General features: G+C 73.9%; 9 protein-coding genes. 5 read left to right on the top strand and 4 right to left on the bottom strand.

What is annotated here, in order from left to right; genetic code table 11:
* Positions 1-189 precede the first annotated feature (189 nt).
* The 4 genes from ACFPCV_RS00650 to pgfA all read left to right on the top strand — a co-directional run bounded on the left by ACFPCV_RS00650 (position 190) and on the right by pgfA (position 4,698).
* The gene (locus ACFPCV_RS00650; protein WP_378053290.1) at positions 190-1,389 is read left to right on the top strand and encodes a PucR family transcriptional regulator; all 1,200 of its coding nucleotides are present in this window, start codon (positions 190-192) and stop codon (positions 1,387-1,389) included.
* A 208-nt stretch (positions 1,390-1,597) separates the two neighbouring features.
* Positions 1,598-2,338: a dolichyl-phosphate beta-glucosyltransferase gene (locus tag ACFPCV_RS00645; protein WP_378053288.1), complete on the top strand. Its 741-nt coding sequence runs from the start codon at positions 1,598-1,600 to the stop codon at positions 2,336-2,338.
* Positions 2,338-3,663: a glycosyltransferase family 4 protein gene (locus tag ACFPCV_RS00640; RefSeq protein ID WP_378053286.1), complete on the top strand. Its 1,326-nt coding sequence runs from the start codon at positions 2,338-2,340 to the stop codon at positions 3,661-3,663. Before ACFPCV_RS00645 ends, ACFPCV_RS00640 begins: the two co-directional genes overlap by 1 nt.
* Positions 3,664-3,681: 18 nt before the next feature.
* On the top strand, positions 3,682-4,698 hold the full coding sequence (gene pgfA / locus ACFPCV_RS00635) for a cell envelope lipid trafficking protein PgfA (RefSeq protein ID WP_378053285.1): 1,017 nt from the start codon (positions 3,682-3,684) through the stop codon (positions 4,696-4,698).
* Here the strand turns inward: pgfA and ACFPCV_RS00630 are convergent.
* Genes ACFPCV_RS00630 through ACFPCV_RS00620 form a run of 3 tightly spaced genes read right to left on the bottom strand, consistent with a single transcriptional unit; the run spans position 4,604 to position 7,301 of the window.
* A complete protein-coding gene (locus ACFPCV_RS00630; RefSeq protein WP_378053283.1) occupies positions 4,604-5,464 on the bottom strand; it encodes a class I SAM-dependent methyltransferase in 861 nt (286 codons plus the stop codon). The two genes, pgfA and ACFPCV_RS00630, sit on opposite strands and share 95 nt — an antisense overlap.
* Before the next feature lie 11 nt (positions 5,465-5,475).
* Complete coding sequence (locus tag ACFPCV_RS00625; RefSeq protein ID WP_378053281.1) at positions 5,476-5,646, bottom strand: hypothetical protein; 171 nt, start codon at positions 5,644-5,646, stop codon at positions 5,476-5,478.
* Positions 5,643-7,301 carry an MmpA family trehalose lipid delivery protein gene (locus ACFPCV_RS00620; RefSeq protein WP_378053279.1) on the bottom strand — a complete coding sequence of 553 codons (1,659 nt, stop codon included), beginning with the start codon at positions 7,299-7,301 and terminating at the stop codon, positions 5,643-5,645. The genes ACFPCV_RS00625 and ACFPCV_RS00620 overlap by 4 nt, the downstream gene beginning before the upstream one ends.
* A 59-nt stretch (positions 7,302-7,360) precedes the next feature.
* Here ACFPCV_RS00620 and ACFPCV_RS00615 point away from each other — a divergent pair, with 59 nt between their 5' ends.
* On the top strand, positions 7,361-8,707 hold the full coding sequence (locus tag ACFPCV_RS00615; protein WP_378053277.1) for a lipopolysaccharide biosynthesis protein: 1,347 nt from the start codon (positions 7,361-7,363) through the stop codon (positions 8,705-8,707).
* On the opposite strand, the gene ACFPCV_RS00610 is transcribed toward ACFPCV_RS00615, so the two are convergent.
* Entirely contained in the window at positions 8,685-12,629 is a 3,945-nt protein-coding gene (locus tag ACFPCV_RS00610; protein ID WP_378054999.1) for an alpha-(1->3)-arabinofuranosyltransferase, read from the bottom strand. The two genes, ACFPCV_RS00615 and ACFPCV_RS00610, sit on opposite strands and share 23 nt — an antisense overlap.
* Positions 12,630-12,666: the final 37 nt, after the last annotated feature.

Here is a 12,666-nt window from a genome sequence, read left to right as displayed (position 1 = left end):
GGCCATCCTGGCACGGCGGCCCGGTGTGCGGACCGGTCAGACGAGCCGGATCCGGAAGATCGCGACGTGCGTCGTGCCCGCCGACCCGCCGGTGACCGGCGGCTGACTACGCGCTCGCTGCGCGTTCTCTACATCGGTCCAGACGGCGTCACGGGTCGCGGCGGCTGCCCGGCGGGCTAACTTGCTCGGATGGTCGCCCCAACGACGACGGTGTCACCGGTGCCGCCGTTGCCACTGCCCGCCGAGCTGGTCGAGATCGTGCGCGGACAGCTGCACCGGCTGCCAGAGCTCGCCGACCAGCTGGCCAGCCTCCTCGGCGAGAAGGACGAGTTCTACCGCAGGCTCGACGCCTCGGCGCCCAGGGAGCTGCGCAAGGTGTGCGAGGTCAACCTCGGCCGCGCGTTCGACGCGTTCGTCGAGGCCCGCGCGGTCGACCTGGAGACGGTGCGCAAGACCGGCCGCGCACAGGCCCGGCTCGGCATCCCGCTTTCCGCGGTCCTACGGGCGTTCCGGCTCGCCGGCACGTTCGCCTACGAGGGCATCATCGACCGCGTCGCGCCGCCCCGGGTGCTCACGCCAGAACAGCTGATCCCGGTCAACGCCATGATCTGGCAGATCATCGACGCGTGCTCGGACGTGATCGCCGACGCCTACACCGAGGTCGCGACGGAGTCCGCGCGGTACGACGAGAAGGCACGGCTCGCGGTCGTCGACAGCCTGCTGGCGGGCCGGTTCACCAAACCGGAGGAGTTCGAGGACGCCGCGCGGGTGTTGCGGCTCCCGACAGCGGGACCGTTCGTCGTGGTGTACGGCGACTCGGCCGCGGCACACGGGCTGTCGCGGGTCGCGGAGTTCGGCGACCTGCGCTCGGTGTGGCGGCGGCTGCCCGACGGCGAGGTGGGGGTGGTCGCCGTCGGGCGCTCCGCCGACCTGCGCGCACTGCGCAAGGCGCTGGCGGCCACCGATTCCGCCGTCGGTGTCAGCCCGCCGGTCGCCGGGCTGCCGCTGGTGCCCGCCGCGCTCGGCAGGGCCCGCATCGCGCGCGCATGCCTCGCGCCGGGGGAGACCGGCGTCATCGGGTTCGGCGAACGGCCGGTCAGCACACTCGTCGCGGGCGCACCCAACCTCGCGCGGGAGCTGGCACGAGACGTGCTCGCCGACCTGCTCGCCCTGCCCGCCGCGGAACGCGACGTCCTCCTCGCCACCCTGCAGGCGTGGTTCACCGAGCACGGTTCGGCCCGCGACGCCGCCGAACGGCTTTTCGTGCACCCCAACACCGTCCGGTACCGCATCCGGCGGGTCCACGAGCTCACCGGCCGCGACCTGAGCGACCCGAGAGGCATCGCCGAGCTGTACCTCGCGGTGGAGAGCGTCCGGCTCAGCGGCTGACCGGCCCGTTGTGCGCGCGGACAATGTTGGTTGTGCCGGTGAGCCGGTGACAGGCACCTCCGTTAGCCCAGGCGGTCGCACGGACTAGGCCTCACACCGGCAAACCCGGGTCCGGCTTTCCCGTGCGCGTCGTGCGCGGGCACCCGCTGATCTACGGTGAGCGCCTTCAGGCCCGTGTGACCTGTGTCTCAGCGTTGGAGGCTCGTTGATGCGCCGTGCGGGTGTGGAGCTGTCCGTGGTGGTGCCTGTCTACAACGAGGAACGGCGCCTGCCCGGCAGCCTCGTCGGACTGGGGCTCGCTCTGCGCGACACGGCCGCCGAGGTCATCGTGGTGGACAACGGCAGCACCGACCGCACCGTGGACGTCCTGCGCGACCAACGGTTCCCCGTCCGGCTGCTGCACTGCCCGGACCGGGGCAAGGGCGCCGCCGTGCGCGCTGGTGTGCTCGCCGCGCACGGCAGGTTCGTCGGTTTCTGCGACGCGGACCTGGCCGCCAGCATCGACGCACTGCCGGCCGTGCTGCACCGGCTGCGGCACGGCGCGGACGTCGTGCTCGGGTCGCGCGCCCACCCCGGCTCGCAGGTGCGGGCCAGGCACAGCGTGCTGCGGCAGCTGGGCGCGTTGGCGTTCCGCCGCGCCGTCCGCTCGCTGGTGCCCGGGGTCGGCGACACCCAGTGCGGCTTCAAGTTCTTCACCCACGACCTCGCGGTGGCGGCCTTCGAACCGCTGCGCACGACGGGTTTCACCTTCGACGTCGAGGTGCTCGCCAGGGCCCAGCGGCTCGGCGCGGTCATCGAGGAGCTGCCCGTGCGGTGGATCGACGTGGCCGGTTCGACGTTCGACCCGCTGCGGCACGGCCTCCGCAGCTTCACCGACCTGCACCGGATCCGCGCCGTCCTCGACGCGGAGACCCGCCCGGCCCCGCTGCTCGTGCCGGAGGCCGCGTAGTGCGCGTCGTCGTGGTGAACTGGCGGGACCTCGGACACCGGCAGGCGGGCGGGGCCGAGACCTACGCGGCCGGGATCGCGCACGCCATGGCCGCCCGCGGCCACGACGTCACCTACCTGACCGCACGCGACGCCGGACAGCGCCGCCGGGACACCGACGGCCCGGTGACCGTGCGCCGCAGGGGCGGCCGGTGGACCGTGTACCCGTTGGCGCTGCTGTGGTTGCTGCTGCGCAGGCGGCGGGTCGGCATGGTCGTGGACTGCCAGAACGGCATCCCGTTCTTCACACCGCTCGCCGTGGGCGGCGCCAGGGTCGTACAGGTGGTGCACCACGTGCACACCGACCAGTTCGGTGTGCACTTCCCCGCCTGGCTCGCCGCGCTCGGCCGCCTGCTGGAGGGCCCGGTCGCCCGCCGCGTGTACCGGAACGCGACGACCGTCGCCGTCTCCCCGTCCACAGTGGACGCGATGCGCCTTCGGCTCGGCTGGCGCGGTCCCGTGCACGTCGTGCCCAACGGCAACACCACCGCGCCGCCCGGTCTGCCACCGAGGGACCCGGCGCCCACCGTGGTCTGCCTCGGGCGGCTGGTGCCGCAGAAGCGGGTGGACCGGCTCGTCGACGCCGTGGCGCGGCTGCTGCCACAACTGCCGGACCTGCGGCTGCACGTGATCGGCGGCGGCCCCGAGCACGCCGCGTTGCTGGCACGGGCGGCGCCGCTCGGTGCCGCCGTCGTCGTGCACGGCCGGGTCTCCGAGGCGGAGAAGTCCGCGCTGCTCGGCCGAGCGTGGCTCAACGTCACCCTGTCCGACGGGGAGGGCTGGGGGCTCGCGGTGCTGGAGGCCGCGGCGCACGGCGTGCCGACGCTGTGCCGGGACGTGCCGGGGCTGCGGGACTCCGTGCGACACGGTGCGACGGGGTGGCACCTGCCGCCCGGCGCACCGGTCGCCGACGCCCTGCGCCGGGTGCTCGCCGACCTCGCCGACCCGGTGGCCGCCGCGCGCACAGCCGAGCACTGCCGGGACTGGGCGGCGCGGTTCGACTGGGCCGCCACCGGCGCCCGGTTCGCCGAGGTGGCGGAGCGGCACGCCCGCGAAGGTGTGCGCGGCGGCTGGCTTCCCGGCATGCCGGAGGCCACCGTCGCCGAGTTCACCCCCTCCGACGAGCCCGCGCTGCTCGTCGAGCAGTGCGCCCCCGCCGAGTTGCTCGACGAACTCCGTGCCGCCGGTGCGCGGCACGTGACCGTCCGCGCCGCGAGCGCGACCGAACGCCTGCTGGGTCGAGCCATCCCGGCCGACACCCATGACCGGCCGCATTCGCGGTCGTGACCGTCAGAGGAGAAACCCTTGCGTCGCTACGTCACCTTCATCATCCTCGGGCTGGGGGTGTTCGCGGTGGCCGCCGGCCTGTTGCTCCGCCTGTACGCCCACCCCCAGCTCGCCAAGATCCCGCACAACGTCGACGAAACGTCGGTGGGGCACGGTGTGGGCATCACCGCACTGGTGTACGTCCCCAACGGTGACTCGGCCATGCCGGAGATCCGGGAGAACCTCAGCCTCACCTCCACCACCAAGGTCACCGGCAACCTGCGGGCCGAGGAGGTCACCGAGGACGGCGACGTCACCGTGTGGGTCGAGGCGTCGGAGGTCGTCGACGACGTGGACGGGCTCACGGTCAACGGCAGTCTCCGCTCGCTGTGCCTCGACCGGCACAGCGGGGAGGCCGTGATGCCGTGCGAGAACCAGTTCTACGAGGACGTCGCCGGTGAGCGGATCGTTGGCGAGCGCGGCACGCTGCAGCAGCCGGGCCTGAACTTCAAGTTCCCGTTCGACACCGAACAGCGTGACTACCGCTGGTACGACACCACCCTGAAGGAGGCGCTGCCGATCCGGTACAGCGGCGAGCAGGAGATCCGCGGCCTGCCGACGTACAAGTTCGTGCAGGACATCCCGCCGACGCTGGTCGAGGAACGGGACGTGCCCGGCTCGCTGGTCGGGCAGCCGGACGTGCCGACGGTGCGGGCCGGGCTGTACTACGAGGCGACCAGGACGCTCTACGTCGAACCGGTCACCGGCGCGGTCATCGCGGGCGGCGAGGACGGCAAGCAGGAACTGCGCGCCGACGGCCAGGCCACGACGGTGTTCGACGGCGAGCTCACCCTCACCGAGGAGACGGTCACCGCGAACGTCGAGGCGGCCGAGGAGAACCTCGCCAGTCTGTGGGTCATGACCGTGCTGCCGGTGATCCTGTGGATCGTGGGCGGACTGCTCATCGTGCTGTCGATCGTCCTGCTGGCCATCGGCGGCCGGGGACGGCAGAACTCGACCGCACCGGCACCGACGAGGGTGACGGAACCGGTGTGATCCCGGCCCGACCACAGAGGACGGGGGCGCCACCACGGCGTCCCCGTCCTCGGCGCAGGACGAGAACCGCGTTCCACGACAGCAGTTCCCGCAGGCCCGGGACACGCACCACCCAGGTGGCCCACCACGGGTGGTAGCGCGGGAAGGCACGAACGAGCGTGGCGTCCTCGCACGCGGCCGCCCACCGCAGCGCGGCACCGACCGAGTACGCGAAAAGGCTGGTGCCGTAACGGTTCTTGGGTTCGTGGCCGTGCCGCCCGGTGTACCGGCGGGCCGCGTAGTGCCCGCCAAGGTAGTGCCACGGCGAGGTTTCGTGCCCGCCCCACGGCGACCACCACGGCGTGAACGACACGAACACGATGCCGCCGGGTCTGGTCACCCGCACCATCTCCGCGAGCATCACGTCCGGTTGCGACACGTGCTCCAGCACGTTGGACGAGTAGCAGACATCCACCGACCCGGTGCGCACGGGAAGCCGTGTTCCGTTGGCGCGCAGCATGTTCTGGCCCGGCGCGCCGCGTGCGGACAACTCGCCGACGTCGGGGTCGATGCCGACGTAGGTGGCGCCCCTGGCGCGGAACGCGTCGGAGAAGTAGCCGGGGCCGCCGCCGACGTCGAGCAGCAGACTGCCCGCCAGCGGCACGTGCACCGCGACCTGGTCGGCGGAGTCGGCGGCCAGCACACGGTAGAAGGTGTCCCGGTCGGTCTGCTCGTTGCGGAACGCGCGGAACAGCCGCACCGACCGGGCCAGTGTGGCTGAGTGCACCGCGGGGCTGGCTACTTGTTGCCGTAGTCGACGACGCCGCCGTCGACACCGTTGCCGGCCGGAGCGTTCTGGAGGTCGACGTCGCGGTCCGGGCTCGCGAGGCTGACCAGGGTGGCGGTGCCCCCGACGGCCAGCGCGACGCCCGCCACGACGGCGACCAGTGCGGCGATGATCCTGCTCACGGTGTGACTCCTCGACGTCGGTTGCGGGTGAATCTACCGGCCGGTATCACTTGCCACAACAGGCATCCGGCCACGAACAGCAGGGCCGCGGCAGCCGCGGCGAGCACGGGCCCGCGCGGCGGCCCCGACTCGGGTGGCGCGCCGAGGGGACCCGGCACGCGGTACAGGTCGAGCCACGGTCCACGGTGCACCGGAACGAGGCCGTCGGTCGTGGCCGGGTCGACCCGGCCGGGGGTGCCGTGCTCGACCAGCACCCAGCCGATGCCGAGGTCACCGAGGTCACCGTGGTCACGCAACGCGTCCCGGATCGCGGGCAGGCGGGTGTCCTCACCGGGAACGGGCTGCCCGCCGACGTACACGGTGTCGTCGACGACGGTGGTGCGCGGCAGGTAGCGCGGCGCGGGGTCCAGCTGCGTGCGGTCGTCGTTCCACGCGAACCGGCGGAAGGCACCCAACGGCAGGGACAACACGTCGCCCGGGTGTTGGTCGGCGGCGAGGATGTCGTGCACGACCGCCCAGTCGCGCGGGTACTGGACGGCGTCGAGCCTGCCCATCCCGCCCCACGCGAGGTCGGGAGTCATGGCGAGCGGCACCAGCACCGCGACGGCCACGACCGCACGCCTGCGGGCGGCCTCCACGGCGAGCGCGAACCCGAGTGCCAGCGGCAACGCCCACCACGCCACCCATTTCTGCGCGTCCCGCAGGAGTGCGGCACCGGGCACCTCGCTCACCAGCCACCGCAGCGCGGCCGCTCCGAACGGCAGGTGCGCGGCGAGCGCGAGCACGAGTCCCGCCGCGCCGAGCCACAGCAGCCGGGTCGCCGCGGGCAGCCTGCGCACCAGCACCGGCCACCCGGCCGCGGCGACCGCGACGACGAGCAGGGTCAGCGCCGGCGTGACCGGCAGTTCCCGGCTCACCGGGGTGACCTCGGAGTTCCAGAAGCCGCCCGTGCCCAGCACGGAAACCACGGTGCCGCCCCAGTTCTCGGCCCGCGCGGAGAACAGGTCCACGGCATCCGGTGTGGACAGCACGGCACCCGGCCGGAGCACCGAGGGCACCCACCACGGCGCGTTGAGCAGCGCCAGCGCGGGCAGGACCCGCCACCCCCCGGTCGCGAGCGCGGTGCCCGCCGCGAGCAGCCCGCCGGTCGGGGTGAGCGCCGCGGGCACGCACCACAACACCAGGCGGGTCAACGACTTCGGTTCGCCGCGCCGGTACGCGAGACCGGCCGCGGCGACCCACGGCAGGCAGGCGTAGGCGAGCAGGTAGGGCCAGTGGCCCATGAACAGCCGCTCGGCGACGAACGGCGTCCACCCGTAGGCGGTGGCCGCGACCAGCCGCGGGCCGAGCGACCGGGCGGGGACGAGTCTGCCCGCACCCCACGCGCCCAGCGTGAGCGCCGCCAGCAGCACGAGCTTCTGCACCAGGTCCCCCGGCAGCACCCACGTCAACACCGCCATGACCGCGTCCGCAGGCACGGAGCGCGGCGGTGCCGTGCCGAGCCCGGCGGCGTCGGGCAGCAGCGGCTGGTCCGGGGTGAACACCATGTCGTAGACGAGGGTGAAACCCGGGGTGAGGACCGGCGCGAGCACCGCCAGCGCGAGCGCGGCGGACACGGCAGGGAGCGTGAACTCCTTGGCATTCAAGGGTTTCATCGGTCCGGCAGCCCGGTTACAGTGCGGGGACTGTCGTCCGGTGCACCTGGAGGAGCGCGATGCCCGTGCAGCAGCGCGCCGGGTGGCACGCGCTCGCCGTGACGGCCGGGGTGATGACGTCCAACGCGTCCGGATACCTGCTGACCGTCGTCGCCGCGCGCCTGCTGGCGCCGTTCGCGTTCGGGGAGCTGAGCGCGCTGCTCGCGGTGCTCCTGGTCGGCACGGTGCCCGCGATGGGCATGGCGACCGCGGTGGCGTTGCGGGTCGCCGCACACCCCGGCGAGCCACGCGGGCCGTCGACGGGCCTGGGGATCGCGGTCGCCGTGGGGATGACCGCGCTGGCCGCGGTCGCCATGCCGCTGGTCGCGCACGCGCTGCACGTGACCGACGTCGGCGCGCTGGTGTGGCTGACGGTGTCGGTCGCACCGCTCACCGTCAACGGGCTGTGGCTCGGTCTGCTGCAGGGGCGGCAGCGGTTCGCGCGGTACGGCGCGCTGGTGGCCGGTGAGGCGGCGGGAAGGGTGGGCGGTGCGCTCACCGGCCTCGCCGTGACCGGCACCAGCGGCGGCGCGATGGCGGGCGTGGCGACCGGGGTCGCGGTGTCCACGTGCGTCGGCTGGGTGGTGTGCGGGCGTCCGGTGCCCGCCCGGTTCCGCGCCGCCCGGCTGGCCGAGGCCGCGCACGCGGCGCAGGCACTGCTGGCCGTGGTGGTGCTGGTCAACCTCGACCTGGTGCTCGCGCGGCACGTCCTGCCCGCCGTGTCGGGGCAGTACGCGGTCGGTGCGGTCCTGGCGAAGATCGCCTACTGGTTGCCGCACGCGGTCGCCGTGCTGGTGCTGCCCCGGCTGACCGGTGCCGGCCGCAAGAAGGCCATGACGGCCGGGCTCGCGGTGTGCGCGGCACTGAGTGGCACGGTCGTCCTCGCCGCCGCCCTGTTCGGGCCCGGGTTGCTCGCGCTCGTGGGCGGGCGGTCGTATGTGGACAGCGGGCTTTCGTTGTGGCCCTTCGCGGTCAACGGGGCGTTCCTCGCACTGGCGCACATCCTGCTGTTCGCGCGGATCGCGGACGGCGACCGCCGCGCGACGCTGCTCACCTGGCTCGCGGTCGCGGTCGAGACCGGCCTGGTGCTGGGCTGGCTGAACGACTCGCCAGGCCAGGTCGTCGGGGCGGCCGCGATCACCACCGGGGCGCTCGTCGCCGCGGGTGCGCTCGTGGAGCTTCGTGGTCGGCGCCGGAAGTCCTCCAGGGGTCTCGACGGCCCAGCTTCCCGCTGGACGCACGGCCGGAAGGCCCAAGTACAACCAGTACGAGGGCCTTCCGGCCGCACGCCCAGCGAAAACCTGGATCCGCCGATACCCACGAAGGACTTCCGGCGCCGACCACCTAGGCACGGTCGAACCACCTGACCCGCACCGACACCACGGCTGCGAGCGCCACCAGCACCGACGCCTGCGCCGCCGTGCCGTACGCCCAGTCCTGCCCGTGCTCCAGCAGCCGTCCGGTCACGCTGATCACCGTCGCGCTCGTCATCCCGCCGAACGCGAGGCCCATCGACACCGCCCGCCGGTGGCGCGGCACGAGGCTGCGCAGGAACAGACAGGCCAGCAGCGCGACCAGCCCCGCCATGCCGCCCAGCACCACCAGGAGCACGGCCAGCACCCACGGCACCCACCTGCCCCGCGCGGGCCTGGCCGAAGGTCCCGGCCCGCGTCGCCCCGGCACGACCGCGGCGACGACCAGCACCACCGCGGCCACCGCGCCGAGCAGCAGCCGCGTCCGGTACGTCGCGTCCGGCGTGAACTCCAGGACGACCGTCGTCGCACCGGGCGGCACGAGCCATGCCTGCTGCCAGCCGTCGACCCTGGTACTGGCGAGGACCTGCCCGTCCGCTTTCGCGACCCACCCGTCGTTGGCGTTCTCCCGCACCGCGAGCACCGCAGCGGGCCCGTCGGCGATCCGCAGCTCCCGGTGCGCCGCGGCCCACGACTCCACCGTGACGGCTCGTTCCGCTGGCCGCACCCCGGGCGCACCCGAGGGCCGCAACCACAGGTCCTGCACCACGAAGTCGTTCGTCCGCGTCGTGCGCAGCTCGTGGTCACCCGGCGCCAGGTCCAGCCCCTCGGCGAGATCCGGGCAGGTGAGCAGCGGCAGCGCCCGGTGCTCGCGGACGTCGGCGACCGTGCCGGACACCGCGGTGTCGTAGTCGCGCCCATCCACCCGCAAGCCGGGGCCCGAGCCGCACGGCACCCGCACCGGCGTGTCCGGGCCGATCGCGGGGAACGGCACGCCCTCGACCTCGACCGTGCTGATCCCCGGTGGCCCCGTCGCCCCCGACGCGACGCGGATCACCGCGATCTCGAGCCAGTCCGCGCTGCCCGCGAACTCGACCGCGCCATCCGGCCCGACCGTGCGCCGCACCATGCCCGCCGGGGAGGTCAGCTGCACCTCCGAGGGTGCGCTCGCGCCGGTGCCCCCGGTCGTGACCAGCCGCAGGCCACGGATCTCGCGTGGGCGGTCCCACGCCAGCCGCAGGACCGGCCGCTGGTCGGTCTGGTCGGCGATCCACGAGGTGGCGGGGTCGGAGTCGATCGCGCCGAGGGGCGCGGCACCGGGGTCGCCCGCGAGCTGGGTGGACGCCGAGACCGTCACGCCGGGCAGCGTGAGCGGTGGCGTGGCACCGCCCGCGGGCAGCACGGTGCCGCCGACCTCGTAGGTGGTCCGGGCGGTGGTGGCGAACAGGCGGTGCAGGCCGACGGGTTCCTCACCGAAGCGGGTCAGTCCCGCGTCGCAGCGCACCACGTCGGCGAGCCGCAGGCACGCGTACCGCGGCTGCGGGCCCCTGCTGAAGGCGAACGTGGTGCGCTGCCCGTCGGCCGGGCGCACGTCGGCAGGCACCCGCATGGCGCGCTGCGCCTCGACCCCGGGCACGGTCAGCTCGGCGACACCCACGTTGCCGGTGTCCCGGTTCGCCGCCATCGCCACCACGGTCACCCGCACCCGGCCGGTCAGCCCGGCCGCCACCGGGAACCGCTGGTCTTGGGCACCGCGTGCGATCTCGTGTTCCACCGAGCCCGCGTCGGTGGTGATCCGCACCCGGGTGACCGGCCAGCCGACCCGCCGGTCGTCCACGACCCGCAGGCCCACCTCGGTCAGCACCCGGGGCGTGTCGAGCGTGACCTCCAGCCACTGCCCGGCCGGGCCGGTGAGCGAGGAGGACTGCCACGCCGTGTACGGGTCGCCGTCCAGCGCTGCGTAGGGCATCGAGGTCAGGTCGGTGCCGCGCACCGAGTCGGCGAAGCTCGCGGACGAGGACGCCGTGACCGCCCGCACGCCCTGGTACGCCGCCACCGTCCGGTGCACCTGGTCGTCGAACGGCAGGATGTCGAGTGCTGGCCGGTCCTGTCTCGGCTGCTCGTCGGCGGTCAGGGTCTGGCCGAGGTTGTCGCGCATCCGGCCGACGTTGCGTTCCCGGTTCCGCAGCCCGTCGGTGACGTACCAGTCCGCTGCCGCCCGCGCGCCGCCGTCCCCGGCGAGCACGGTGGGCCGGTCCGGGTCGAGCAGTCCGGCGTCGAGCAGTTGCAGCAGCGACTCCGGGCCACCGCTCACCGTGGCGAGGTCGCCGGTCGCGACCGCCACGGCCATGGGCACGTCCCGGTCCACCCGGTACACCTCAAGGGACGGCACGGCGCCGAGCCCGGCGTCGACACCCGGCAGCCGCACCCGTGGACCGAACCCGGCGACCCGCGACAGGCCGGGAGACCGGTCCAGTGCCGCACGCAGCACCGCGGCGGGCGGCACATCCTCCCGTTCGATGTCGTTGCGCAGCAACAGGAACCGGTGCCCGGACCGGGCGAGGAAGTCGGCGAGGCCGGGCGCGCCGCGGCCGCCCGCGAGCGCGTCCTCGACCGCGTCCATCACCCGCGTGTTGCCCTCCGAGCCGAGCGGGCTCTGGCTGCGCACCGACCACGGCGCACGCGCCAGCGGCTGCATCGGCTCGTCGACCGGCCGGCCCCAGGAGTACTCGGCGAAGCCGGTGCCCGGCACCAGCAGCGTGCGGGCCGAGGCGTCCTGCTCGGCCAGCCACGCGCTCGCCTCGCGCCAGTAGCCGGGGATCTCGTCCCAGCCCGGCCCCGGTCGCAGCGTGAGCAGCCAGGCGGGCGCGGCGGCCACCAGCACGAGCAGCGTCCCGGCCGCGAACCGGCGCTCGATCGCCGGGAACGGCCGTGCCGGCGACCGTGCGGGTGCCCGCCGCCGCGCGGTGATCGCGTGGGTCAGCGCCAGCGCGAGCGGCAACCGCAGGCCAGGCTCGAACTTGTGCACGTTGCGCAGCGGCGCGAGTGGTCCGTCCAGCAGCCCGCGCACCACCTCCGAAAGCGGGCTGTCGAGCGCGCCGACGTACCCGATCGTCAGCAGCACGGCGCCGGTGACCACGCCGAGGGTCAGGAAGTGCCGTTCGGGCAGGCCGGACCTGGCCAGCCCGGCGAGCGCCACCGCCGCCAGCAGACCGGTCGCGAGCATCAGCACCGGGTTGTCCACCAGCAGGAAGCCCGACGGCCACCACGGTGTGCCCTGCACGATGTAGGCAACCCACTGGTTCGTGCCGCGCAGCACCTGGAACAGGGAGGTCGGTGTGGTCGTGTTCGTGGCCGACTCGACGTAGTCGACGAAGGGCAGGCTGTACCGGCCCAGCAGCAGCAGCGGCGGGACCCACCACAGGACAGCGGCCGCGACCGCGCCGGACCACCAGGCGACGAACCTCGCGTGCGCCCACGACCACCTCCTGGTCGCGAGCCACAGCCCGGGCAGGACCATGGCCATCACGACCACGGCGGCGTTCACCCCGCCCATGCACAGCACGGCCACCCCGGACAGCGCCGCCGCCCGCCGTGCACCCAGCTCCTTGACCCGCACCAGTGGGAGCAGCACCCACGGCAGCATCACCGCGGCCAGCACCTCGGCGGACACCGGACCGATCTCCGTGAGCATCCTCGGTGCGAGCGCGTACGCGAGGGCGCCGACGTGCCGGGTGGGACCCGAACCGATCCGCAGCGCACGGGCCAGCATCAGCGCGCCGGTGTAGGCCAGCGCCAGCATCAGCGCGCACCACAGGCGCTGCGTCACCCACGGCGACAAGCCAAGGACGTCGCCCGCGACGAAGAACGGGCCCATCGGGAACAGGTAGCCGTACGCCTGGTTCTGCAGCTCGCCGCCGGTCGAGGCCGGGTTCCACAGGTGCAGTGCCCGGTCGAGGAACCCGATCGGGTCGACGACCAGGTCGAGCTTCGTGTCGAACGTGGTGCGGCCGGGCAGCTGGAGGAACGACAGCAGCGTCAGCCCGGCGACGATCCACGTGGTGGGAGAGCGG

The organism is Actinophytocola glycyrrhizae (assembly GCF_042653545.1).
Classification (GTDB): domain Bacteria; phylum Actinomycetota; class Actinomycetes; order Mycobacteriales; family Pseudonocardiaceae; genus Actinophytocola; species Actinophytocola glycyrrhizae.
Note: the sequence above shows the minus strand (reverse complement) of the source record. Positions and strands in the feature narration are given on the sequence as shown.

What these genes read in the sequence shown, in the direction of transcription:
- ACFPCV_RS00650 (WP_378053290.1), top strand. Translation starts at nt 190, where the DNA reads ATGGTCGCCCCAACGACGACGGTGTCACCGGTGCCGCCGTTGCCACTG.
- ACFPCV_RS00645 (WP_378053288.1), top strand. Translation starts at nt 1,598, where the DNA reads ATGCGCCGTGCGGGTGTGGAGCTGTCCGTGGTGGTGCCTGTCTACAAC.
- ACFPCV_RS00620 (WP_378053279.1), bottom strand. Translation starts at nt 7,301, where the DNA reads ATGAAACCCTTGAATGCCAAGGAGTTCACGCTCCCTGCCGTGTCCGCC.
- ACFPCV_RS00615 (WP_378053277.1), top strand. Translation starts at nt 7,361, where the DNA reads ATGCCCGTGCAGCAGCGCGCCGGGTGGCACGCGCTCGCCGTGACGGCC.